Source organism: Micromonospora sp. WMMD980 (genome assembly GCF_029626035.1).
GTDB lineage: Bacteria > Actinomycetota > Actinomycetes > Mycobacteriales > Micromonosporaceae > Micromonospora.
The window spans coordinates 397,870-421,610 of record NZ_JARUBE010000003.1; the positions used below are offsets into that span (position 1 = coordinate 397,870).

Annotated in this window: 21 protein-coding genes, 1 tRNA gene and 2 pseudogenes; 14 read left to right on the forward strand and 10 right to left on the reverse strand. The window is 73.6% G+C overall.

Features of this window, described 5'->3' with window-relative positions; translation table 11 throughout:
- Positions 1-387: 387 nt before the first annotated feature.
- The 4 genes and pseudogenes from O7618_RS02375 to O7618_RS02390 all read left to right on the forward strand — a co-directional run.
- A pseudogene (locus O7618_RS02375) lies at positions 388-2,430 on the forward strand (thiamine pyrophosphate-dependent enzyme); the annotation flags it as partial.
- 110 nt (positions 2,431-2,540) lie between these two features.
- Positions 2,541-2,978 carry a DUF3052 domain-containing protein gene (locus O7618_RS02380; RefSeq protein WP_278104301.1) on the forward strand — a complete coding sequence of 146 codons (438 nt, stop codon included), beginning with the start codon at positions 2,541-2,543 and terminating at the stop codon, positions 2,976-2,978.
- Between the two features lie 10 nt (positions 2,979-2,988).
- The gene (locus tag O7618_RS02385) at positions 2,989-3,456 is read left to right on the forward strand and encodes a peroxiredoxin (RefSeq protein WP_278104302.1); all 468 of its coding nucleotides are present in this window, start codon (positions 2,989-2,991) and stop codon (positions 3,454-3,456) included.
- Between the two features lie 79 nt (positions 3,457-3,535).
- Positions 3,536-3,607, forward strand: a tRNA-Val gene (locus tag O7618_RS02390).
- Between the two features lie 4 nt (positions 3,608-3,611).
- Here the strand turns inward: O7618_RS02390 and O7618_RS02395 are convergent.
- From O7618_RS02395 to O7618_RS02410, 4 genes are all read right to left on the reverse strand, one after another.
- The gene (locus O7618_RS02395) at positions 3,612-3,962 is read right to left on the reverse strand and encodes a phosphotransferase (RefSeq protein WP_278104303.1); all 351 of its coding nucleotides are present in this window, start codon (positions 3,960-3,962) and stop codon (positions 3,612-3,614) included.
- A gap of 75 nt (positions 3,963-4,037) precedes the next feature.
- Complete coding sequence (locus O7618_RS02400) at positions 4,038-4,517, reverse strand: hypothetical protein (protein WP_278104304.1); 480 nt, start codon at positions 4,515-4,517, stop codon at positions 4,038-4,040.
- A gap of 98 nt (positions 4,518-4,615) precedes the next feature.
- A complete protein-coding gene (locus O7618_RS02405) occupies positions 4,616-6,463 on the reverse strand; it encodes a glycoside hydrolase family 15 protein (protein WP_278104305.1) in 1,848 nt (615 codons plus the stop codon).
- Between the two features lie 58 nt (positions 6,464-6,521).
- Positions 6,522-7,499 (reverse strand): NAD(P)/FAD-dependent oxidoreductase, encoded by a 978-nt coding sequence (locus tag O7618_RS02410; protein ID WP_278104306.1) that lies wholly within the window; start codon positions 7,497-7,499, stop codon positions 6,522-6,524.
- 79 nt (positions 7,500-7,578) lie between these two features.
- On the opposite strand from O7618_RS02410, the gene O7618_RS02415 reads away from it, so the two are divergent.
- Positions 7,579-8,163, forward strand: a complete 585-nt coding sequence (locus O7618_RS02415) for an XRE family transcriptional regulator (RefSeq protein WP_278104307.1) — start codon at positions 7,579-7,581, stop codon at positions 8,161-8,163.
- A 231-nt stretch (positions 8,164-8,394) separates the two neighbouring features.
- Positions 8,395-9,885 (forward strand): NCS2 family permease, encoded by a 1,491-nt coding sequence (locus O7618_RS02420; RefSeq protein WP_278104308.1) that lies wholly within the window; start codon positions 8,395-8,397, stop codon positions 9,883-9,885.
- 14 nt (positions 9,886-9,899) lie between these two features.
- Here the strand turns inward: O7618_RS02420 and O7618_RS02425 are convergent, their stop codons facing one another.
- Positions 9,900-10,268, reverse strand: a complete 369-nt coding sequence (locus O7618_RS02425) for a hypothetical protein (protein WP_278104309.1) — start codon at positions 10,266-10,268, stop codon at positions 9,900-9,902.
- 77 nt (positions 10,269-10,345) lie between these two features.
- On the opposite strand from O7618_RS02425, the gene O7618_RS02430 reads away from it, so the two are divergent.
- Positions 10,346-11,110 carry an ROK family protein gene (locus O7618_RS02430; RefSeq protein WP_278104310.1) on the forward strand — a complete coding sequence of 255 codons (765 nt, stop codon included), beginning with the start codon at positions 10,346-10,348 and terminating at the stop codon, positions 11,108-11,110.
- Between the two features lie 108 nt (positions 11,111-11,218).
- Positions 11,219-11,380, forward strand: coding sequence for a DUF397 domain-containing protein (locus tag O7618_RS02435; protein WP_278104311.1), 162 nt, complete (start codon positions 11,219-11,221; stop codon positions 11,378-11,380).
- A 2-nt stretch (positions 11,381-11,382) separates the two neighbouring features.
- On the opposite strand, the gene O7618_RS02440 is transcribed toward O7618_RS02435, so the two are convergent.
- Together O7618_RS02440 and O7618_RS02445 are read right to left on the reverse strand one after the other, a co-directional pair.
- Positions 11,383-12,321 (reverse strand): phosphotransferase, encoded by a 939-nt coding sequence (locus tag O7618_RS02440; protein WP_278104312.1) that lies wholly within the window; start codon positions 12,319-12,321, stop codon positions 11,383-11,385.
- 118 nt (positions 12,322-12,439) lie between these two features.
- Positions 12,440-13,012, reverse strand: a complete 573-nt coding sequence (locus O7618_RS02445; RefSeq protein ID WP_278104313.1) for a dihydrofolate reductase family protein — start codon at positions 13,010-13,012, stop codon at positions 12,440-12,442.
- 91 nt (positions 13,013-13,103) lie between these two features.
- On the opposite strand from O7618_RS02445, the gene O7618_RS02450 reads away from it, so the two are divergent.
- Both O7618_RS02450 and O7618_RS02455 read left to right on the forward strand, forming a co-directional pair.
- Positions 13,104-13,688, forward strand: coding sequence for a TetR/AcrR family transcriptional regulator (locus tag O7618_RS02450; protein ID WP_278104314.1), 585 nt, complete (start codon positions 13,104-13,106; stop codon positions 13,686-13,688).
- A 75-nt stretch (positions 13,689-13,763) separates the two neighbouring features.
- Positions 13,764-14,909, forward strand: a complete 1,146-nt coding sequence (locus tag O7618_RS02455) for a polysaccharide pyruvyl transferase family protein (protein WP_278104315.1) — start codon at positions 13,764-13,766, stop codon at positions 14,907-14,909.
- Between the two features lie 10 nt (positions 14,910-14,919).
- On the opposite strand, the gene O7618_RS02460 is transcribed toward O7618_RS02455, so the two are convergent.
- Complete coding sequence (locus O7618_RS02460) at positions 14,920-15,126, reverse strand: hypothetical protein (protein WP_278104316.1); 207 nt, start codon at positions 15,124-15,126, stop codon at positions 14,920-14,922.
- Between the two features lie 83 nt (positions 15,127-15,209).
- On the opposite strand from O7618_RS02460, the pseudogene O7618_RS02465 reads away from it, so the two are divergent.
- Positions 15,210-15,731, forward strand: a pseudogene (locus tag O7618_RS02465) (DinB family protein).
- Between the two features lie 3 nt (positions 15,732-15,734).
- Here O7618_RS02465 and O7618_RS02470 read toward each other — a convergent pair.
- Complete coding sequence (locus tag O7618_RS02470) at positions 15,735-16,595, reverse strand: carbohydrate kinase family protein (protein ID WP_278104317.1); 861 nt, start codon at positions 16,593-16,595, stop codon at positions 15,735-15,737.
- Positions 16,596-16,660: 65 nt separating this feature from the next.
- On the opposite strand from O7618_RS02470, the gene O7618_RS02475 reads away from it, so the two are divergent.
- Both O7618_RS02475 and O7618_RS02480 read left to right on the forward strand, forming a co-directional pair.
- Entirely contained in the window at positions 16,661-19,861 is a 3,201-nt protein-coding gene (locus O7618_RS02475) for a DEAD/DEAH box helicase (protein ID WP_278104318.1), read from the forward strand.
- A complete protein-coding gene (locus O7618_RS02480) occupies positions 19,858-20,802 on the forward strand; it encodes an SWIM zinc finger family protein (protein ID WP_278104319.1) in 945 nt (314 codons plus the stop codon). The genes O7618_RS02475 and O7618_RS02480 overlap by 4 nt, the downstream gene beginning before the upstream one ends.
- 51 nt (positions 20,803-20,853) lie before the next feature.
- On the opposite strand, the gene O7618_RS02485 is transcribed toward O7618_RS02480, so the two are convergent.
- Positions 20,854-21,111, reverse strand: coding sequence for a DUF3040 domain-containing protein (locus tag O7618_RS02485; protein ID WP_278104320.1), 258 nt, complete (start codon positions 21,109-21,111; stop codon positions 20,854-20,856).
- 454 nt (positions 21,112-21,565) lie between these two features.
- Between O7618_RS02485 and O7618_RS02490 the strand changes: the two genes are divergently transcribed.
- Entirely contained in the window at positions 21,566-23,734 is a 2,169-nt protein-coding gene (locus O7618_RS02490) for a DUF1800 domain-containing protein (protein WP_278104321.1), read from the forward strand.
- The last annotated feature ends 7 nt before the right edge of the window (positions 23,735-23,741 follow it).

Genomic DNA, 23,741 nt, shown 5'->3' on the forward strand with positions numbered 1-23,741 from the left:
GGTGCCTTCCCGACCGCCCCACCGGCTCCGACCTCCGCCGCCCCACCGGCCGACTCACCGGCCCCGCCCCGGTCCGAGGCGCCGGGCCCGCCGGACGCCGCTGACAACGGACCCGCCGGCCCGGATGACGCCGTCTCTTCCGCTTCTCGGGATGAGCGTTCCGAGAGCCGGGACGCGTCAAGATCTTGGTACGAAAGTGCCCCCATGGGGGCCGTTCCGTACCAAGATCTCGATCCGGCGACCGATCTTGCGCTCGTCGACGGGGAGTCGCTCGTTCCGGGCGACGCGGACCGGCGCGGCGGCGCGGACCGGTCGGGTGACGGTGGGCGGTCGGGTGACGGTGGGCGCGGGGGCGTCGACGGGGGTGGGCCGTTAAGCGAGGTGCCCAGCGGGGCGGAGCGGCTGCCGGCGGGGGCGCTCGTGACCGTGGACGCGGACGGTGACGCGACCGTCGGCGTACCCGATCTGCCGTCGCCGTCGCTCGACGACGCCTACGCGTCGGCGGCGCGCGACGTGCTGCGCGGCATGGTCGCCTCCGCCGAGGAACCGATCGCCGGCGGCCGGCACAAGGTCTTCGGCCGGGCCGACCTCGCGGTCGTGCCGACCACCTCCACCATCGCCTCGCACCTGCCCCGGGCGGTCGGGCTGGGGTTGGCCCTGGAGCGGTTGCGCCGGGGCGGCCCGCCCGCCGACGGCGACGCGGAGACGGCGGCCTGGCCGCCGGACGCCGTGGTGGTCTGCTCGTTCGGCGACGCCTCGGTCAACCACGCCACGGCCACCGCCGCGCTCAACACCGCCGGCTGGTACGACCACACCGGCCTGCGGATCCCGGTCCTGTTCGTCTGCGAGGACAACGGGCTCGGCATCAGCGTGCGCTCACCCGAGGGGTGGGTGGCCACCGCGCTGCGGTCCCGGCCCGGCATCCGCTACTTCGCGGCCGACGGCACCGACGTGGTGCAGACCCACCGGGTAACGGCGGAGGCGGCGGCCTGGGTACGCCGGCACCGCCGGCCCGCCGTGCTGCACCTGAGCACGGTCCGGCTGATGGGGCACGCCGGGGCGGACGCGGAGACCGCGTACCGGAGCCGGGCGGAGATCGCCGCTGACGAGGCGCGGGACCCGCTGCTGGTCACCGCGCGCCGGCTGGTCGAGGCCGGGTACGCCGCCGGGGACGAGCTGCTCGCCCGGCACGACGAACGGGGCTGGCAGCTGCGCCGGCTCGCCGAGGAGGTGCTGGACGAGCCGAAGCTGGCATCCCCGGTAGAGGTGGTGGCGGAGTTGGCGCCGCGCCGGCCGGTGCGGGTGTCCCGGGCGGTCGCCGAGTCCGCGGCGCACGCGGCGGGCCCCGGGGCCGGGGCCCGCGCGGAGGCGTTCGGCGGCAAGCCGCCGGAGCTGACCGGGCCGCTGACGCTGGCGCAGAGCATCAACGCGGCGCTCGCCGACGGCATGCTCGACCACCCGCGGATGGCCGTGTTCGGCGAGGACGTGGCCGCCAAGGGCGGGGTGTACGGGGTGACCAAGGGCCTGCGCGACAGGTTCGGGGCGGTCCGGGTGTTCGACACGTTGCTCGACGAGACCTCGATCCTCGGTCTCGGGCTCGGCGCCGGGCTGGCCGGCATGCTGCCGGTGCCGGAGATCCAGTACCTGGCCTACCTGCACAATGCCGAGGACCAGCTCCGGGGCGAGGCGGCCACCATGCGGTTCTTCTCCCGGGGCGCGTTCCGCAACCCGATGGTGGTGCGGGTGGCCGGCCTGGCCTACCAGGAGGGCTTCGGCGGGCACTTCCACAACGACAACTCGGTGGCGGTGCTGCGCGACGTGCCGGGTCTGGTGATCGCGGTGCCGGCCCGGCCGGACGACGCGGCGCCGATGCTGCGCACCTGTCTGGCGGCGGCCCGGGTCGACGGCACGGTGTCGGTCTTCCTGGAGCCGATCGCGCTCTACCACTCCCGCGACCTCTACGCCGACGGCGACGGCGAGTGGCTGGCCGAGTACGCCGAACCGGGCACCTGGGCGGACCGGCACGTGCCGATCGGCCGGGCCCGGGTGTACGGGATCGGATCGGCCGAGGACCTCACCATCATCACCTTCGGTAACGGGGTGCGGATGTCGCTGCGGGCGGCGGCGGCGCTCGCCGACGAGGGCGTCGGCTGCCGCGTGGTGGACCTGCGCTGGCTGGCCCCGCTGCCGGTGGCCGACCTGATCCGGGAGGCCTCGGCGACCGGCCGGGTGCTGGTGGTGGACGAGACGCGGCGCTCCGGCGGGGTGGGCGAGGGGGTGCTGGCCGCGCTCGTCGACACCGGCTACGTCGGGGCGGCGCGCCGGGTGGCCGCTCTCGACTCTTTTGTACCATTAGGTCCGGCCGCCCACCAGGTTCTGGTGTCCGAGGAAGCCATTACCCAGGGTGCCCGTGCGCTGCTGGCACGGTAAATTCCGTTCCACCCGGTGCGCCACTTGCGCAGCGAGCCGTAACTGTGTGGACTGGGCACCACGGTGTCGCACGACGCCGGAGCAGGGATGAGATGAGGAGGCACGCGACAGTGAGCGCGACCGCTGGTCAGGCCGCCGACGGGGTACGCAGCCTGGCGGACCGGTTCGGGATCGAGCCGGGCATGGTCGTCATGGAGATGGGCTACGACGACGACGTCGACACCGATCTCCGGGACGCCCTGACCGACCGCTGTGGAGAACTTGTCGACGAGGACACCGACGAGGTGGTCGACGCGGTCCTGGTCTGGCACCGCGACGGCGACGGTGACCTCTTCGAACTCCTCGTCGACGCCCTCGGGCCGCTGGCGGACAACGGCGTGGTCTGGCTCCTGACGCCGAAGGCCGGCCGGGAAGGCCACGTCGAGCCGAGCGAGGTCGCGGAGAGTGCGCAGACCGCCGGGCTCCAGCAGACCTCCACCATCAACGCCGGCCGCGACTGGAGCGGCGCCCGCCTCGTGCTGCGGCGCGGTTCCAAGAGCAAGAAGTAGGAGCGCACGGATGCCGATCGAGGTGGGCGCCGAGGCGCCGGACTTCCTGCTCAAGGACCAGAACAACCAGGAGGTCCGGCTCTCCGACCTCCGCGGCCGCAAGACCGTGCTGCTGGTCTTCTACCCGCTCGCGTTCACCGGCATCTGCCAGGGTGAGCTGTGCGAGGTGCGGGACAACCTCAACGAATACGTCAACGACGACGTCCAGGTGCTGACCGTCAGCGTCGACTCGGTCTACGCCCACAAGATCTGGGCCGACCGGGAGGGCTACCAGTTTCCGCTGCTCGCCGACTTCTGGCCGCACGGCGCGGTGGCCCAGGCGTACGGCGTCTTCAACGACGTCGCGGGCATCGCCAACCGGGGCACCTTCGTCATCGACCGGGCCGGCGTGGTCCGCTTCGCCGAGATGAACATGCCCGGCGAGGCACGCGACCAGCAGGGCTGGCGCAAGGCGTTGGCCGAGGCCGTCGCCGCCTGATCAACCCCTGGACAGGTCGTTCGACCGGGCCGGTGGCGGCAGGTAAGCTTGCCGCTCCGGCCCGCCGTTCGGGCGTTCCGGGCGCGTAGCTCAGTGGGAGAGCACTCGCCTTACAAGCGAGGGGTCGCAGGTTCGAAACCTGCCGCGCCCACCCTTCACACCAGCATCGCTGTCGGCCCGATCAGGACGGGTCGAACAGCCTCCACTTCCCCTCGGAGGATCGGCGCGTCCCAGTCCACCACGTGCAGCGGTCCGTCGCCGTCGGCGATCAGGTTGCCGGGGTGGATGTCGGCGTGGCAGATGACGTGCGGGGCTTGCGGGACGCGGGAGGCCAACTCGTCGACCGTCTCCGCCAGCCGGAGCAGCGCGTCGCCGTACTCGACCCACTGGCGGTCGGTCAGTCCCCGACCCCAGAGGCTGCCGCCCTCGCGGTACGGGTGGAGCAGCAGGTGATGGCCGCCGAACTGGTGCGCGGCCCCACCGTCGGCCAGATCCACCGGCGCCACGACCTGCGAGACGCCGTGCGCGCGGAGGAGCCTGTCACCGAGCAGGTCGGGTCGGCAACGGTATTGCGCAGTCGGTCAGGGGAGCGGATCGACGATCCGGACACCGTGGTCGCGCAGCACCGCCTCGACCAGCTCCCGGCTCGCCGGCTCCGGCTGCCGCCAGAGCCAGACCTGCCCGACCATGACCGCGTTGTTCGGTCCGGGCACGTCCCACCGGCCGCCGTTCGGGTACACCGCGAGCGCGAGCCGGCCGAAGCCGGGACGGGCGATCCCGGCCTGGTGGATCTCCGACCACCGGTAGCTGCGGGTGACCGCGCCCCGGTGCCGGACCAGCAGCCCGGTGTCGTCGGCGAGCAGCGCGCCGTCGCGGTGCCGCCACGCCGCGATGGCGGTGGCGGCGGTCATCCCGGTGTACACGACGAGGGAGGCGGTATGCAGGCGAAAGCCGATCACGATCGTCAGGGCGACCAGCCCGAGCGGTACGAGCACCGCCGGCCACCACCGCGACGCGAACAACACCACCGACTCCGCGCCGGGCCCCCGTTCCTCCGCCATGTGAGCGTTTGTGCCCGCATCGGCGCCGATCGACACACCCGGGGCGCACAATGCTCGGGATGACCGAGGGGCTGGCACGGTGCGGGGTCGAGCCGGCGCTACTGGCGGCGGCGGGCCTCGGCCTCGACGTCGAGCAGGTCGTTCAGCGCCAACGCCGAGTTGATCAGCGACAGGTGGCTGAACGCCTGCGGGTAGTTGCCGATCTGCTCACCGGTCGCGGCGATCTCCTCGGCGTACAGGCCGAGGTGGTTGCTGAAGGTGAACATCTTCTCGAAGGTGAGCCGGGCGTCGTCCAGGCGGCCGGTGCGGGCCAGCGCCTCGACGTACCAGAACGTGCACATGTTGAACGTGCCCTCGTGGCCGGGGAGGCCGTCGGGGGAGTGCACCGGGTCGTAGCGGTGGACCAGGCTGTCCGAGACGAGGTCCCGCTCGATCGCGGCCAGCGTGGACTTCCACAGCGGGTCGCTCGGTGTCACGAAACCGACCGCCGGCATGGCGAGAAGCGCGGCGTCCAGCACGTTCTCGTCGTACGCCTGCACGAAGCTGCCGCGTTCCCGGTGGTAGCCGCGGGCCATGACCTGGTTGTAGATCCGGTTGCGCTGCTCCACCCAGCAGGACATGTCACCGGGGCGGCCGGTGCGGGTGGCCAGCCGGATCGCCCGGTCCAGCGCCACCCAGGACATCACCCGGCCGAACGTGTAGTTGCGGGGGTGGTGGCGGCTCTCCCAGATGCCGGCGTCGCGTTGGTCCCAGTTGTGGCAGAGCCAGTCGACCAGCCGGACGGTGCTCTTCCACACCTGGTGCGACACCCGGATGCCCTGCTCGTCGGCGAGGTGCATGGCGTAGAGCGCCTCGCCGTGGATGTCGAGCTGGAGTTGGTCGGCGGCACCGTTGCCGATCCGCACCGGGCTCGAGCCGCGGTAGCCCTCCAGGTGTTCCAGTACCTCCTCGTGCAGGTCGGAGGAGCCGTCCACCCGATACATGATCTTCAACGGGTCCTGGTGGTCGCCGGCCTCGCGGATCCGCTCGTCCAGCCAGTCCATGTAGCTGCTGACCTCCTCGGTGAAGCCGAGGCCGAGCAGCGCGTGCACGGAGAACGACGTGTCGCGTACCCAGGTGTAGCGGTAGTCCCAGTTGCGGGTGCCGCCGACCAGCTCGGGCAGCGCGGCGGTGGGCGCGGCGATCATCGCGCCGGTCGGCGCGTACGTCATCAGCTTCAGTGTGATCGCCGACCGTTCGACCATCTCCCGCCAGCGGCCGGTGTAGCGGGAGCGCTCGACCCAGCGCCGCCAGTAGTCCCGGGTCCACTCGAACATCCCCTGGACCTCTTCCGGCGGGATGATCCGCGGCTCGCTGCCGCCGGTCTCCAGGACCACCCCGCCGGTGTCGCCCTCGTTCAACGTGCCGTACGCGACCAGGTCGCCGTTGTCGAGGTGGATGTCTCCGGTCTCCGAGATGAGCCGTCGCACCGGGTCCACCGGATGGAAGGTGAGCGCCGACGACCGGCTGCGGAAGACGTAGCCGTGGCGGTGCCGTTCCAGCTCGTGCTTCTGCCGCGCGTAGTCGAACCGGGGCCGGCACTCCACCCGGAAGCGCATGCTGCCCCGGACCATGTTGACCATGCGGACCAGGCGGTGCGCGTCGGTGGCCCGCTCGCCGGTGACGGGCATGAAGTCCATCACCTCGGCGACCCCGTCGGCGCTGATGAACCGGGTGATCAGGATCGGCGTGCCGGGCAGGTAGAGCTGCTTGGTCACATAGCTGACGTCGTGCGGCGCGATGCGGAAGTAGCCGCCCTTGTCCTTGTCCAGCAGCGCGGCGAAGATGCTCGGGGAGTCGAAGCGCGGCGCGCAGAACCAGTCGATCGTCCCGTCACAGGTCACCAGCGCGGCGGTCTGCAGATCGCCGATGAGCCCGTGATCCTCGATCGCCGGATAGCTGTCCACGTCGCCCCCCGCGCTCGGCTGCTCCTGCGCATTCCAACCTAGGGGAAGAATTGTCAGGTTAGGGCCGTTTCGCGCGGGCGGCCGCCTCGCGGTGTGCCCCGACCGCCCGGCGGGTCTCCTCGGCCAGCAGATCCGCGTTGATCATCGCAGCGGTCCGGGCACCCGCCGCCCCGGCGGCGCCGACCTGCGCCGACAGGTCGGTCACGTTGCCCGCCACCCACACCCCGGGAACGTCGGTACGCCCCGCCGGGTCGGCCGGCACGTACTCGCCGGTCCCGCTCTCGTGCGGCGCCGCGCGCAGGCCCAGCGCCGCCAGGAACCCGGTCCGCGCCACCATCCGGGGCGCGACGGTCAGCACCTCGCGGGCGATCGTCCGGCCGTCGCGCAGGCGTACCCCGGTCAGCCGGTCGCCGACGACCTCGACGGCCGCGACCTCGCCCTCGACCACCGGCACGCCGCGCGCGGCGAGCTGCTCCGCCTGCTCGTCGGTGAGCGGCGGCGCGGTGTGGCGGAGATAGACCACGTCGTCGCTCCACTGCCGGAACAGCAGCGCCTGGTGCACCGACAGCGGGCCGCTGCCGACGACCCCGATCGCCCGGTCCCGCACCTCCCACCCGTGGCAGTAGGGGCAGTGCACCACGTCCCGGCCCCAGCGTTCCCGCAGCCCGGCCACGTCCGGCAGCTCGTCCACCAGGCCGGTCGCCACCAGCACCTGGCCGGTCCGGACCCGGCGGCCGTCGGTCAGTGTCACATCGAACCCGGTCCCGTCGCGGCTGACCGCCTCGACCTCGGCGGCGAGCAGGTGGCCGCCGTACCGGCGGACCTCGTCGCGTCCCCGGGCCAGCAGCTCGGCCGGCGGCACGCCGTCGAGGGCGAGCAGCGCGTGCACCCCCTCGGCCGGCGCGTTGCGCGGCGCTCCCCCGTCGATCACCAGCACCGACCGGCGCGACCGGGCCAGCATGAGCGCCCCGCTCAGGCCGGCCGCGCCGCCGCCGATCACCACCACCTCGTAGCCGTCCGTCCGTGGCTCGGTCATCGTGACCACCTCCGCGACCAGCCTGCGACGACCCTTGGCAGAACCGCAAACATAGTTGCCGTTGTGGCAAACTGGTGGCATGGACGACGACCTCGACCGGGCCCTCGACGCGGTCGGCCCGCGCCTGCGTGCGCTGCGCCGCGAGCGGGAGACCACGCTCGCCGACCTCGCCGCCGCCACCGGGATCTCGGTGAGCACACTGTCCCGGCTGGAGTCGGGCGGCCGGCGGCCCACCCTCGAACTGCTGCTCCCGCTGGCCAAGGCGCACGGCGTCACCCTGGACGAGTTGGTCGGCGCGCCGCCCACCGGCGACCCCCGCATCCACCTGCGGCCGGTCGCCGCGTTCGGGATGACCATGCTGCCGCTCACCCGCCGTCCCGGCGGCATCCAGGCCTACAAGCTGATCATTCCGGCCGGCGGCCGGGCCGAGCCCGACCCGAAGACCCACGAGGGGTACGAGTGGGTCTACGTGCTCAACGGGCGGTTGCGCCTGGTGCTCGGCGAGCACGATCTGGTGCTCGCCCCGGGAGAGGCGGCCGAGTTCGACACCCGGGTGCCGCACTGGTTCGGGCGCGCCGACGACCAGGGGGTGGAGTTCCTCAGCCTGTTCGGCAGCCAGGGCGAGCGGGCGCACCTGCGCGCCCGGCCCCGCGACCGGGAGTGATCCTGCACATGCCTGGCACACAGCGCCTGCTCAGCTCGGGTCACCGGCTGGTTAGGGTGGGCCCCGCGAAGTCGTCTCCCGGCCACCGGGACGCGGCTTCGTAGTGCTTCACGGTGTCCGTGGAGCCCAGCCGTTCCGACGTTCTCCGGGCCAACCGCAACGGGACGGCTGCACCCCCACCGCCCGTCCGGCGCGACCGGCGGGCCAACCCGGAACGGAGTACGCCACGTCATGAGCGTGTCCACGCAGGATCCCGCCGCCCCGGTGGAGCCGGCGGAACCCGCCCCACGCGGCCGCCTCGACAGCTACTTCGAGATCACCCGGCGCGGCTCGACAGTGCGACGCGAGGTGCTCGCCGGGCTCGCCACGTTCGCCACGATGGCCTACATCGTGGTGCTGAACCCCCTGATCATCGGCACCGCGCCGGACGCCGACGGCAACCTGCTCGGCATCGCGCCGGTCGCCGGCGTCACCGCCCTGGTCGCCGCCGTCATGACGATCATGATGGGCGTCGTCGGTCGGGTGCCGTTCGCGGTCGCCACCGGCCTCGGGCTGAACGCGTTCGTCGCGTACGCGGTGGCCGCGCAGATGACCTGGGCCGAGGCCATGGGTCTGGTGGTCATCGAGGGTCTGATCATCACCGTGCTGGTGCTGACCGGCTTCCGCAAGGCCGTCTTCCGGGCCATCCCGGCCGAGCTGAAGGCCGCCATCGCGGCCGGCATCGGCCTCTTCATCGCCATGATCGGCTTCGTCGACGGCGGTCTGGTCCGGCGGGTGCCGGACGCGGCCGGCACCACCGTCCCGGTGCAGCTCGGCGGCGACGGCACGCTGCGCGGCTGGACCACCGTGGTGTTCCTGGTCGGCCTGCTGGTCACCGGCATCCTGGTGGCCCGCAAGGTCAAGGCCGGCGTGCTGATCGGCATCGTGGTCACCACCGTGGTCGCGGTGATCGTGAACGTGCTCGCCAAGCCGGGCCCGGCGTTCGTCGACGGCAAGCCCAACCCGCAGGGGTGGCGGCTCAACGTGCCGACGCTGCCCGACCCGCTGATCCAGACACCCGACCTGCACCTGGTCGGCAACGTGTCGTTCGGCGCGTTCGCCCACGTCGGCCTGATGACCGCGCTGCTGCTGGTGTTCACGCTGGTGCTCGCCGACTTCTTCGACGTCATGGGCACCACCGTCGGCCTGGCCAGGCAGGCGAACCTGGCCACCGAGGACGGCACCGACATGCCCCGCCTCGGCAAGGTGCTCTTCGTCGACGGTGTCGCCGCGGTCGCCGGCGGCGCGGGCAGCGCCTCGTCCGCCACCACGTACGTCGAGTCGTCCTCGGGCATCGCCGACGGCGGCCGGACCGGCCTGACCAGCGTGGTCACCGGCGTGCTCTTCCTCGGCGCGCTGCTGCTCACCCCGCTGGTGTCGCTGGTGCCCAGCGAGGCCGCCGGCCCGGCGCTGGTGGTGGTCGGCGCGCTGATGATCCGCCAGGTGAAGGACATCGACTTCACCGACCTCGGGGTGGCCGTGCCGGCGTTCCTGACCATGACGCTGATGCCGTTCACCTACTCGATCACCAACGGCATCGGCGCCGGCTTCGTGAGCTGGGCGGCGATCCGGGTGGCGCAGGGCAGGGCCCGTCAGATCCACCCGCTGCTCTGGGCGGTCGCGGTGGCCTTCGTGTTCTACTTCGGCATCAACCTGGTCAAGGCCGTCACCGGGGTGAGCTGAATCCGTCCTCCGGGCTAGATGGGTGCGCTTCGTTCCGCGATGCTCTCGAAGATGTCGGCGTCGGTCTCCTGCTGCCAGCGTGGCAGGTCGGCCCAGTCAGCGACGTACGACGGTTTGGGATTCGGGAAGTGCTTGTGGATCTGACCGATCCAGCACAGCGCGACGAAGCGCCCCTTCTGCTCCCGGTTCAGCATCCGCGCAGCGCCGTCCGTGGCTGCCAGAAAGGCGACAACCTGCTCGTACACGGCGGCGGCGCTGGCTCGCTCCCAATCAGGCGTCGCCTCCCAGGGCGAGACGTAGCCGGGCTTGGGCTCGCCGGGATGGTGGGCCCGGACCCCGGCGATCCAGGCATCCCGGAAGACCTGGCCTGCTTCAACGGTCATCTGCCTGCTCCATAGGTTTCCAGCTGGCCCGGTTCGGGCGGGAGCTGCACCGGGACGCGCCGCCCGGGTCGGTGTGCGTGGGTGTCGGGGCGTCCTACTGCGGGATGATCCGACCCGGGGACGGGATGGTGCGGTTCGGGCCCGACATGGGCTGGGTTGACCAGGCGTTCGGCGCGGAACTGGCCCGCCGGTTGGATCTGGGCCTTCCGGTCCTGGTCGGCAACGAGGCCCATCTGGGCGCGGTGGCGGAGCACCAACGCGGTGCCGGGGTCGGCGCGCAGAACCTGATCTACCTGCACGGCGACGTCGGTGTCGGCGGCGGGATCATCGTCGGTGGCGACCTGCTCGACGGCGACGGCGGGTACGGCTCCGAGGTGGGCCACATGCTGGTCAACCCCGACCCGGGGCGGCCCTGCGGCTGCGGGTCGCGCGGCTGCCTGCAGGCCGAGGTCGGCGAGCGGGCGCTGCTCGACGAGGCCGGCCGCCCGGCCGACCACAAGGGACGTGAGGAAGTCCGGGCCGTGGTCGCCGCCGCCGGTGAGGGCGATGCCGCCGCCCGCGCGGCACTCGGGCGCATCGGGGACTGGCTGGGCATCGGGGTGGCAAACCTGATCAACCTGTTCAACCCCGGCGTGGTGATCTTCGGCGGGACGCTCCGTGAGGTGTTCCCGGCGGCGGCGCCCCAGGTCCGCCGCCGGATCGCCGCCAACGTGCTGCCCGTGTCGCGGGACAAGGCACGCCTGGCCGTCTCGGCCCTGGGCTACGACGCCACCCTGATCGGCGCCGCCGACCTGGCCTTCTCCCCGCTCCTGACCGATCCCCTGGCCACCCCACCCCGCTGACCCACCCCATCCGCGCATGCGTGCGGGTGCACGCCCGCTCCTGCGTCGATCTTGGATGGAGATGGCCCCTGGAGGGGCGCCTTCCTTCTGACGGGTGCCCGCTGGCGAATGTCGTCCCGCTCGGGCTCGAACGGCGGTTCGTGCGTCGAGGTGGCGGACGATCTGCCCGGGGTCGTCGGCGTGCGCGACGGCAAGGACCCGTCGGGCCCCACCCTGGCCTTCGCGTCCGCCTCCTGGCGCGCTCTCGTCGCGTACCCGAGGCGGGTTTGATCTTATTCGCCCAACCGGCGGGCCAGCCAGGGCAGCAGCGCGTCGCCCTGCAATCGCTGGAACGCCCGCACGGTCGGGATGCCGGGCGGCGGCGGCTGACGGGCGCCGTCGAGGAAGAAGCCGGTGAAGCCGGCGAGCGCCCCGGTCAGGTCGGCCGGGTCGACGTGCGCGGTGAGCGGCGAGGCGGCGAGCAGCGCGTCCGGGTCGTGGCCGCCGTAGACCTGCACGTTGACGACGGCGAGCAGGGTGTCCAGCCAGGCCGGCCCGCGACAGGCCCACGGCCAGTCGACCACGGTGACCGTGTCGTCCGGGCCGAGCAGCAGGTTGTCGGCGCGGACGTCGAGGTGGCAGAGCGTGTCGCCGGCCAGGGCGGCGAGGCCCCGGTCGGCGGCGGCGCACAGCTCGCCCAGGTGAGCGCGGGCCCAGCGGTCGAGGTCGGCGGGCGGGTCGTCGGTGATCCGCCGCCAGCCGCCGAAGTCGTGCGCGAGCGCCTCGGCCGCGGTGGTGGTCGCGACCGCGGGGGCCGGGGTGAGCGACGCGGCCACCGTCTCCAGCGTGGACAGCACGGCGGTCAGCTCGGTCGCGTGCCACGGGGTGGCCGGGTGTCGGCCCTCGACGTCGGCGTAGACCAGGGTGATCCACTCGCCGTCGTCGTGACTGCCGAGCAGGCGGGGCACCGGGGTGGTCGCCGGTAGGGCGGCGGCGATCCGGGCCTCGGCGCGGTGCATGGCGGGGCTGCGGTCGTTCTGCGCCGGGCTGACCGCCTTGACGAACGCCCGCCCGCCGCGGGCGGTGCGGACCCGGTCGGCGGTGCCGGGGGAGAAGCCGCCCGGCTGCGACTCGGCCGCCACCACCCGGTCGTCGAGGATGGCCTCGACCGCGGTACGGACGTGGGCGGGCAGGTCGCGCCACGTGATGCGGGTCTTCGTCGGGCTGCTCACCGTTCCACCGTGCGTGCTGCCGTCCGCGCGGGCAACCGGTTAAGGAGGGGCCCCTTGTTAACGCCTCGCGGTTAGATGGTGCCCCTTCTCTACCGGATGCGTTAACAGGGTCCCCTCCTTACCGCCGCGCGTAGCGCAGCACCACCACGCCGGCGTCGAAGGGACGCGCGGAGGTGAGCGCGAAGCGGCTGGGCGCGAACCCGCGCTCCACCAGCGGGATGCCGCTGCCGACGACGACCGGGTTGAGCTTGACCACCAGCTCGTCGACCTCGTCGAGGAGCTGCCCGGCGAGCTGCCCGCCGCCGCAGAGCCAGATGTCGCCGCCGGGCCGCGCCTTCAGGTCGCGGACGAACGCCGCCGGGTCACCGGCCACCACCTCCACGTCGGGATAGTCGGCCGGGGGCAGTGAGCGGCTGAAGACGTACTGCTTCAGGTGGGCGTAGGGGCTGGTGACGCCGATCTTCAGGCCCGGCTCGTAGGTGGCGCGACCCATCAGCACGGTGTCGAAGCGGCCGGCGGGCTCCGACGGCACGCCGAGCTGGGCGTGGGCGACCGTGGGCAGCGTCTGCGGCCACTCGGCCACCAGGTAGGGCGCCACGTCCGGCTCCAGCGGGAGGAAGTCGAAGGACCCGTCCGGGGCGGCGATGAAGCCGTCGAGGGTGCTGGCGACGAAGTACACGAGCGTGCGCAAACCGACTCCGATGTCCGAGATAACCACGACGGCTGTCGTGGTTATCAGCGAATGTACAACACCTGTCGTGGTTGTTGCTAGGCTGTGCCGCGTGGCCCGGAACACCGAACGCCGTACCCTGCTCGCCGACGCCGGCCTGCGGGTCCTCGCCACCGCCGGCGCGCGGGGGCTGACCCACCGGGCGGTCGACGCCGAGGCCGGCGTGCCCACCGGCACCGCCTCTAACTACTTCCCGTCCCGGGCCGCGCTGCTCGCCGGCCTGGCCGAGCGGATCTTCGACCGGATGGCGCCCGACCCGGCCGTGCTGGCCGACCTCGGTCGCCGGGAACCGTCGATCGCCCTGGTCACCGACTACCTGCGCGACGTCGTCGCCCGCACCACCCGCGAGCCGGACCTCACCCGGGCGCTGCTGGAGCTGCGGCTGGAGGCCGCCCGCCGGCCCGAGCTGCGCGCCGCGCTCGGCGACGTGCTGCGCCGGGGGTACGCCGACGACGTCGCCTTCCACGTCACCGCCGGCCTGCCCGGCGGGGCGTACGAGGTGGCGCTGCTGCACTACGCCGTCGACGGGCTCCTGCTCGACCTGCTGACCACCTCGGTCGACGCCGGGTTCGACCCCGATCAGGTGGTCTCCACCCTGGTCTCCCGCCTGGTCGGTGGCGCGGCGCTCGCCCCCTGACCCGGTCTCCGGCCGGGTTACCCCACCGCGTACCGCGGGAACGCTGGTCCGGACGCCCCTGGGAAGGAGCATCGGATGACCGAAGGCACCGGACTGACCATCGGCGTGCTCGGGTCGTACGGCGGTCGCAACCTCGGCGACGAGGCGATCCTCACGGGTCTCCTGGCCGACCTGCGCCAGCACGAGCCGAACGCGCGGATCATCGTGTTCTCCCGCAACCCCGCGCACACCGCGCTGGCCCACCCCGACGTCGAGGCGGTGCCGTGGGAGGGCGTCAGCCGGGTCGACTCGTCCCAGGTGCTCCACCAGCTCGACCTGCTCATCCTGGGCGGCGGCGGGATCCTCTACGACAAGGAGGCCCGGCGATACCTGCGGGTGGTCCGGGTGGCCCAGGAGCGGGGCCTGCCGCTGCTGACCTACGCGGTCGGCGTCGGCCCGCTCACCGACGGGGTGGACACCGGCATGGTGCGCGAGACGCTCGCGCAGGCCGTCGAGGTGACCGTCCGCGACCAGGAGTCCCGGATGGTGCTGGAGGAGGCCGGCCTGGTCAACCCGATCACCGTCACCGGGGACCCGGCCTTCCTGCTGGAGCCGGAGGAGTTCCCCGCGCAGTGGTTGCGCGAGGAGGGCGTACCGGCCGGTTCCCGGCTGGTCGGGCTGAGCGTGCGCGAGCCCGGCCGGGCCGCGGAACGTCTCGACGTCGACGGTTACCACCGGCTGCTCGCCCAGATCGGGGATTTCCTGGTGCACCGCATCGACGCGCACGTGCTCTTCGTGCCGATGGAACGCGACGACATCCGGCACTCGCACGGGGTGCTGTCGCACATGATCGCGGCCGACCGGGGCCGGATCCTGCACGGCGACTACCGGCCGGCGCAGATCCTCGGCCTGATGCGCCACTTCGACCTGGCGGTCGGCATGCGCCTGCACTTCCTGATCTTCGCCGCCATGATGAACACGCCGTTCCTGCCACTGCCCTACGCCGGCAAGGTGTTCGACCTGGCCCAGCGTCTCGGCGTGCCGGCGCTGCGCGGCATGGAACGGGAGGTGGAGGGCCCGTTGCTGGCCGAGGTGGACCGCCTGTGGGACGAACGGTCGGCCCGGGCCGACGAAACCGCCCGTCGGGTGGCCGAGGTCTGTGACCAGGCGCGTGGCACCTCGCAGGTCACCCGCAGCGTGCTCGACAGCATCCGGGCCCGGGCGTTGACGCCCGTCGCCTGAGCCGGCGCGGTCAGACCGCCGGGCCGCGCCAGGTGTAGACCCACTCGTGGTCCGGCCGGTCGCCCGACTCCAGCTCGTAGATCTGCGCCTCCGCCAGCCCGCCCGGCCCGAGGTGGTGGTGGGTCAGCGGCGGGCGGCCGTTGCTGTCCAGCTCGACCGTGACGCTGTCACCGTCGGCCGCGCCGCCCACCAGGGGGATCTGCACCGTGGAAGCCATGGGCCCATCCTGCCCCGACCGGCGGGCGCGCGCAGCGGATAGCGGGGCAGCGGGCCGCCCCTCAGGGCGACTAGGGTTCGCCAATGGCGACCCCGACGATCGATCCGACACTGGGTCCGGTTCTCGCCCGCACGGGCGACGAACGGGCGGTCCTCGACGCGTTCCTCGACTTCCACCGCGCCACCGTGCTGCGCAAGGCGCGCGGTCTCACCGCCGCCGACGCCGCCCGGCGTCTGCTGCCCTCGCTGACCACCCTGACCGGGCTGCTCAAGCACCTGACCGTGGTCGAGACGAACTGGTTCCGCCGGCTGTTCGCCCCGGAGCCGGGCGACGTCTACCTCACCTCCCAGGCCGACGCCGACGCCAGCCACACGCTCGGCCCCGACGACACGGTCGCCGGGCTCGCCACGGCCTAGGAGGCGGCCTGCGCCCGCTCCCGGGCGATCGCCGCCCGCGTCGACCTCGACCACGTGGTGCCGCACCCGCAGCTCGGTGAGGTGTCGCTGCGCTGGGTGCTGGTGCACCTGATCGAGGAGACCGCCCGGCACGCCGGGCACGCCGACATCCTGCGCGAGCTGACCGACGGCGAGACCGGCGCGATCTGAGCCTCAGGCGCGGGGGAGCAGCCCGTCCGGATACTCCATCCCGTCGTGGGCGCATGCGGCGGCGGCCACCCGGGCGGCGTACCGGGCCGCGTCCAGCGGGGCGGCCCCGCGCAGGCGGGCGGCGATCAGGCCGGCGGCGAACGCGTCCCCGGCGCCGTTGGTTTCGACCACCGGCGCCGGCGGCGTCGCGGCGGGCACGTGCGCCGGCGGCGCGTCCGGGGTGTGCAGCGTCGCGCCGGCCGCCCCGCCGGTGACCAGCACCGTGCGCGGCGCGAGCGCGGCGGCTTCCTCGCCGGCCCGCTCGCCCAGCTGCACGTCGCTGACGAAGACCAGGTCGGCGGCCTCGGCGAACGGGCGGTGGTAGTCGTTCTCGCCGTCCCAGTCGTGCAGGTCGGTGGAGAGCGACGCCGCGCCGCGCAGCACCGGCAGCGCGTCCCGGGCCCAATCCATGATCGACACGTGCGTGTGGGCGGCCTCGGCGACCAGCGCGGCCAGCTCGGCGTCGGCGAACGGCGCCGGGCCGGACCAGGGCCGGGGGTCGTAGAGCGACATCCGGCGACCGGCCGGGTCGACCAGGTTCACCGAGCGCCGGGTGCCGGCCGGCGCGTCGACCAGCACGGCCCGCACCGAGGTACGCGCCAGCGCCGCCCGCACCACGTCGCCGGCCGGGTCGGCGCCGAGCACGTCGACGAGCGTCACCCGCAGGCCGAGCGCGTGCGCGGCCAGCGCCACCCCGGCGCCGGTGTTGCCGATCCGCAGCTCGACCGGGGGCACGGTCAGCGAGTCGGCGGCGGGCAGCGGCAGCGCGGGCACCCGGGCGCGGACGTCCACGCCCAATCCGCCGATCACGAGAAGGTCGACCATGGCGCCGACGATAACCGCGCCCGGCCGCCTATCCTGGCCCCCGGGCGTCGTCGAGGGGGAACTGCGTGCTGGTCATCCACGGGCTGTGGCTGCCCGGCGCCGGGCTCGCGCTGTGGGCCGAGGACGGCACGCTGCCGGCCCGCGCCCCGCGCCGACCCGGCCGCGCCCCGCGCGAACGGCCGCATCCGTTCGCCGCCGACCACGCCACGCTGGCCGCCGCGCTCGACGGGACCCCGGGCGAGCCGATCTCCGTACTGCTCGGCCTACCCACCCGGGCCGGCTCGCCGGTGGAGTCCCCGGAGCTGGTCCGGGCCGCCGTCGAGGAGCCGGCTCGCGGTCCGGTCACCCGCGCCGGCTGGCGGGTCCCCGCCCTGGCGTACGCCCCGGACGCCGCGTACGCGCTGCTGCGCGCCGCCCTGCCGGACCCGGTCGGGGCGAGCCTGCGGCACCTGGCCGAACTCGCCGACTTCGCCGCCGACCTGGTCACCCGCGGCCGCCTGCTCCCCGGCTGCAAGGAGGGGCCCCCGGTTAACGCCTCCGGTAGAGAAGGGTCCCCCTCTCACCGCCCCACTCGACCGGGGCGCCGGGTGCGGGTGGTGGACGACTCCGACGGGGCGACCGCGCGGGCGCTCTGGCTGCCGCTGCTCACCGGCACCGACGCGGCCTGGGCCCGGGACCTGGCGCCCGCACTGCCCCCGGCGGCCCGTGCCGCCCGCGAGTGGCAGCCGGCCGGATCGGGCGCGTCCGTTGTCGCCCGGACGGCGACAGGTGCACCCAAACCGGCGGACCCGCGCGTCGTCGCCGGGCAGGCGGAGGACCCGGGGGCGGGTGAGCTGGTGGCGGACGCGCTGGACGCGCTCGTCGACGCCGCCGCCCGGGTGGCTCTGGCCGACACCCGACTGCACCGGGGGATGCGGCCCGGCGGCCCGGTGCCGCGCTGGCTGGCCGCGCTCGCCGGCCCGGAGCGCGAGTTCCCCGCCGAGCCGGCCGCGCTGGCGACCCTGCGCGCCGGGCTGGACGCCTGGCAGCGCGACGCCGCCGGCGGGGTGGTACGAGCCACGTTCCGCCTGGTCGAACCGCCCGTCGACCCGGTCGCCGAGCTGGTCGAGGGTGGCACCTGGCTGCTGGAGTTCGGCCTGTACCCGGCCGACGAGCCGGGGCTGGTGGTGGAGGCCGCGCACATCTGGCAACGGCCCGCGCCCGCGCTCGCCGCCCGCGGCGTCGACCCGCAGGAGACGCTGCTGGCCGAGCTGGGCCGGGCGAGCCGGCTCTGGCCCGAGGTGGACGCGGCGCTGCGGACCGCCGCGCCGGAGGGGATGGAGCTGGACGCCGACGGCGCGCACCGGTTCCTGCGCGAGGGGGCGCCGGTGCTGCACGCGGCCGGTTTCGGTGTGCTGCTGCCGTCCTGGTGGCGGCGGTCCTCGTCGCGCCTGGGCGCGCGGCTGCGCGCCCGCAGCCGCACCGCGCCGGGGGCCGTCGCCACCACGGCCGGCGGGCTGGGCCTGGACGCGCTCGTCGACTACCGCTGGGAGGTGGCCCTCGGCGACCAGCCGCTCACCGCCGAGGAGTTGGCCTCGCTCGCCGACCTGAAGTCGCCGCTGGTGCGGCTGCGCGGCCGGTGGGTCGAGCTGGACCCGCAACGCCTGGAGGCCGGGCTGCGGCTGCTCCGGTCCTCGGGCGAGCTGACCGTGGCCGACCTGCTGCGGATGGGGCTCACCGGAGAGGAGAGCGGCGGTGAGCTGCCGGTGCTGGACGTGGTCGCCGACGGCGCGCTGGGCGAGTTGCTGGCCGGCGAGGCGGAGCGGCGGCTCACCCCGGCCGACCCGCCACCGGGCTTCGTCGGGACGCTGCGGCCGTACCAGCGGCGCGGGCTGGCCTGGCTGGCCTTCCTCCAGTCGCTCGGGCTGGGCGGGATCCTCGCCGACGACATGGGGCTGGGCAAGACCGTGCAGCTGCTCGCGCTGCTCGCCGGTGACCCGCCGGACGCCGGGCCCACGCTGCTGGTCTGTCCGATGTCGCTGGTCGGCAACTGGCAGCGCGAGGCCGCCACGTTCGCGCCGGAGCTGCGCGTACACGTACATCACGGCGCCGAGCGTGCCCGGGGGGAGGAGTTCGCCGCGGCCGTGCGCGCGGCGGACCTGGTGGTGACCACCTACGCGGTGGCCGCCCGCGACGCGCTCGAGTTGGCCGGCGTCGACTGGCACCGGGTGGTGGTGGACGAGGCGCAGGCGATCAAGAACGCCGCGACCCGGCAGGCCGAGGCGGTCCGGTCGCTGCCCGCGCGGCACCGGGTCGCGGTCACGGGTACGCCGGTGGAGAACCGCCTCGCCGACCTCTGGTCGATCATGCAGTTCGCCAATCCGGGGCTGCTCGGCCCGGCCGCGGTGTTCCGCAAGCGGTTCGCCGAGCCGATCGAGCGGCACGGCGACGCCGAGGTGGCCGAGCGGCTGCGCCGGATCACCGGCCCGTTCGTGCTGCGCCGGCTCAAGACCGACCCGACGATCATCACCGACCTGCCGGAGAAGCTGGAGATGGAGGTGCTCTGCAACCTCACCGCCGAGCAGGCCGCCCTCTACCGGGCCGTCGTCGACGACATGATGGCGAAAATCGAGTCCAGCGACGGGATCGAACGCCGGGGGCTGGTGCTGGCCACCATGACCCGGCTCAAGCAGGTCTGCAACCACCCCGCCCAACTGCTGCACGACGGCTCCGCCCTGGCCGGCCGCTCCGGCAAGCTGGAACGTCTCGACGAGATCGTCGACGAGGTGCTCGCGGCGGGGGAGAAGGCGCTGCTCTTCACCCAGTACGCCGAGTTCGGCGGGATGCTGCGCGGGCACCTGTCGGCGCGTACCGGTCGGGAGGTGCTGCTGCTGCACGGCGGCGTCGGCAAGGCCGACCGGGACGCCATGGTGGCCCGGTTCCAGACCCCCGACGGCCCGCCGCTGTTCGTGCTCTCGCTCAAGGCCGGCGGGACCGGACTCACCCTGACCGCGGCCAACCACGTGGTGCACGTCGACCGGTGGTGGAACCCGGCCGTCGAGGACCAGGCCACCGACCGGGCGTTCCGCATCGGCCAGCGCCGGCGGGTGCAGGTACGCAAGTTCGTCTGCGCCGGCACCGTGGAGGAGAAGGTGGCCGCGATGATCGCCGACAAGCGGAGCCTGGCCCGGTCGGTGGTGGGCAGCGGGGAGCAGTGGGTGACCGAGCTGTCCACCGACACGCTGCGGGAGCTGTTCACGCTGGAGGCCGGGGCGGTGGTCGAGTGAGCCCGAGCTTCGACGACTACGGGCCGCCGCGCCGGGTCGAGGGCGGGTTGCGGGCCCGCAGCACCCGGGGCGCGATCGGGCGGTCCTGGTGGTCCCGGCGCTTCCTGGCGGTGCTGGAGTCGTTCGCGCTCGGCTCCCGGCTCACCCGTGGCCGGGCGTACGCGCGCCGGGGTCAGGTGCTCCGGCTGGACGTCTCGCCCGGCCTGGTCACCGCCGAGGTGCAGGGGTCCCGGCCGCGCCCGTACCCGGCGCGGATCGGGCTGGCCGCGTACCCGGAGGAGGTGTGGCGGCGGATCGAGGAGGAGTTGGCCGGGCAGGCGTTCTTCAGCGCCCGGCTGCTCGCCGGCGACCTGCCGGCCGAGCTGGAGGAGTTGTTCGCTGCGGCGGGCGCGCCGCTGTTCCCGACCGAGTTCGGCGAGTTGACGCAGCGGTGCGGCTGCCCCGACTTCGCGGTGCCGTGCAAGCACCTGGCGGCCACGTTCTACCTGCTCGCCGAGGCGTTCGACGCCGACCCGTTCCGGTTGCTGCACTGGCGCGGCCGGTCCCGGGCCGACCTGCTCGACCGGCTGCGTACGCTGCGCGGCGTCCGATCCGGCGGCGCGGCGGCGCCGAGCGACGTCGGGGTCCACGGGACCGCGTCGGCGGGGCCGACGGACGCGATGGACCCGGCCGGGCCGGCGGACCGGTCGGTCGGGACGCCGGTGCCGGTGACCGGTGCCGCGCGGGCGCTGGCCGGGCTGCCGGCGGTCGATCCGGCCGAGGAACTGGACCGGTTCTGGCTCCCGCCGGTGGCGCTGCCCGACCGACCACCCACCCTGGACACCGGCCCGGAGCTGCTGCTGCGGCAACTCGGCCCGCCCGACCCGGAGATCGGCGGTCCGGGCCTGGCCGAGCGGCTCCGCCGCGCGTACCGGGCCTTCGGCGAAGGACCGAACGGTTAAGAGGGGGCCCCGCCTCTACCGGAGGCGTTAAGAAGGGGCCCTTCCTTGCACTCACAGGAGGCGGCGGCGGAAGCGCCACATCAGGGCGGCGTTGGCGACCAGCACCATGGCGCAGATCGCTCCGGCCAACCGCCCGGCGAGCACGGTCATCGCCGGCAGCGAGGCCCACAGCACGATGGTCATCAGCATCATGTACCGGCCCCGGCGGCCCTTGAGCCGGCTGTCCAACCGGGCGAAGAACCGTGGATCGCTCTCCCGAAGCTGGCGGGTGATCTGTTCGAACCTGCGCTGATCCTCTTGGCTGAGCATGGCGGTGTGCCTTCCCCTCACGGCTTCAGCGGTTCGGCGGCATACCCGGATCCCAGGGGGGTCACGCGCCGCCGCTGCTGCTTGTTTCCGCGGGTCGGACAGCCGCGCACGCACCGGCCGGGCGCCTCAGCGCAGGCTTATCCCTACCTTAAGTTTCCCTGTTGTCGGGAACGGGGCCGGCGACCCCACGGCGGGCCGAAACCTCGCGTCCGGGCGATCCGCGCCCGGGTCGGCCCTGCTCCGGACGGGGGTGGGCCCGGCCGCCGGCGGTCGGCGTCCCGCCCCGGGCCTGAGCACCGTCTTAAGTGCGCGTGGGCGCGCTTCCGGCCCGCCTTGAGCTGCCGGGACGGGGTGGCTACCTTCCCGTAGCAACTCTCCGGCAACCGTCGCCGCCCCTGCCACCCAACCCCCGGGTAACAGGCGTGCCGGCGCTCGAAGAAAACGGGATAGGTACATGGCCGACCTGAACGTGCCACCGCGTCGACCCCGGGACGACCGCGGCTGGGACGGATACCAGCACCCCCACCCGGACGGGCACCGCGACCTGGACCCCGCCGCACCGTACGCCGGCGGGTACCCCGTGCCGACGCCCCAGCCCGCCCCGGGCCCGCAGTGGGTCGGCCCGAACGGCTTCGCCCCCGCCGGCCCCGCGCCCCAGCAGGGCGGCTACGGCCAGCAGGGCGGTTACCCCCAGCAGGGCGGTTACCCCCAGCAGGGCGGTTACCCCCAGCAGGGCGGTTACCCCCAGCAGGGCGGTTACCCCCAGCAGGGCGGCTACGGCCAGCCCGCCGGTGGGTACCCGCCGCCGGCCGGGCCGGGTCTGCCCACTCTGGACGACGACTCCGACGACGCGCCGAACCGTGGCCGGCGGCGTGCCCTCGCCACGCTCGGCGGCGCGGCGGTGGTCGCCGGCGGCGCCGCGTTCGCCCTCTCCCCGCAGCTCCGCGGCCTGTTCTCCGACGGCCCGGCGGCCGGTGACGCCACCGGCACGGTGACCACCGACGGCACCCAGGCCCGGCCCAGCGGACAGCAGCCCAGCACGGTGCGGACCTACACCGAGCAGAACGAGAGCTACATGGGCTCGCGGGCCGGCGCGGCGCTCAAGCGCAACGCCCCGAGCGGCGGCCGCCTCTTCGGCAGCCCGGCGGCCGCCGCCGAGGCGACCCAGGTGACCGTGAAGACGGTGCTCTCCAAGGACCCGATCACCCACCTGGCCCGCCGCGCCACGTTCGGCCCGACGCCCAAGGTGATCGCCGACATCAAGAAGCTCGGCATCGACAATTGGCTGCGCCAGCAGTTGGAGCCGGAGAAGATCGCCCCGACCAAGGGCGAGCTGAAGCTGGCCGACCTGCCCTCGCTGAAGCTCAGCCCGACCCAGCTCCGCGACCAGCGGGAGCAGCTCAACGAGCGCGGCGTCGACCCGGCCCGGGAGACGGTGGACGCCAGCATCGCCCGGCAGATCTGGTCCGACCGCCAGCTCTTCGAGGTGATGGTCGACTTCTGGAACGACTTCCTGCACGTGGCGGCGGACTTCGACGGCGGCGAGAACTACCGCAACGCTTTCGACAAGGACGTCATCCGCAAGCACGCGCTGGGCAGCTACCCGGACATGCTGGTCGCCGCGAACAAGCACCCGGCGCTGCTGCTCTACCTGAACCAGGTCGACTCGCGCAAGGACGCGATCAACGAGAATCTGGCCCGGGAGAACCTGGAGCTCTACTCGGTCGGCGTCGACGGCGGCTACACCGAGAAGGACGTGCGGCAGGCCGCCATGCTGCAGACCGGTCGGGGCGTCGCCGACGGCAAGTACATGTTCTTCGCCGACCGGCACTACGTCGGCAAGGTCAAGATCCTCGGGTTCAGCCACGCCAACACCTCGAACGACCCGAAGGTCGCCGACCAGGTGATCGACTCCTACATCCGGTACATCGCGCTGCACCCGTCCACCGCGAAGTACGTGGCGCAGAACCTGGCCACCCGGTTCGTCTCCGACACCCCGCCGAAGTCGATCGTGGACCGGCTGGCGAAGGCGTACACCACCAACAAGGGCAACATCCGCCCGGTGCTGGCCACGCTGTTCAGCTCCTCGGAGTTCTGGGCCGCGGTCGGGCAGAAGGTGCGCCGCCCGATGGAGTACCTGGTGGCCACGTACCGGTCGCTCGGAGTCGGGCCGGACGCGACAGCCGGGTTCGACGGCGACAAGCGGCGCGCGCCGTTCGCCCAGGGCCTGCGGCAGGTCCAGGACAAGATGCGCGAGCTGGGCCAGTACCCGATGGGCAAGCCCACGCCGGACGGCTACGCCGACGTCTACCTCGCGTGGACCTCGGCCGGCACCATGGTCGACGGTTGGAACGAGGCGGGCGAGCTGCTCGGCGGCTGGCGCAAGCAGTTCACCTACGTCAAGCCGGAGAAGCTGGTGGCGAAGCCGCCGGCGACCGCCGGGGCGTACGTGGACGCGCTGGCGATGAAGCTGGTGCACCAGAAGCTCAGCGCCAAGGAGAAGAAGCTCGTGCTCGCGGTGGCCGGGGTGTCCGAGGGCGCCAAGGTCGACGCCACCTTCAACGGGGCCATCGCCGCGGTCGCGCGGACGATCCTCGCGTCCCCCCAGCACCACCTCCGGTGAGGCATTC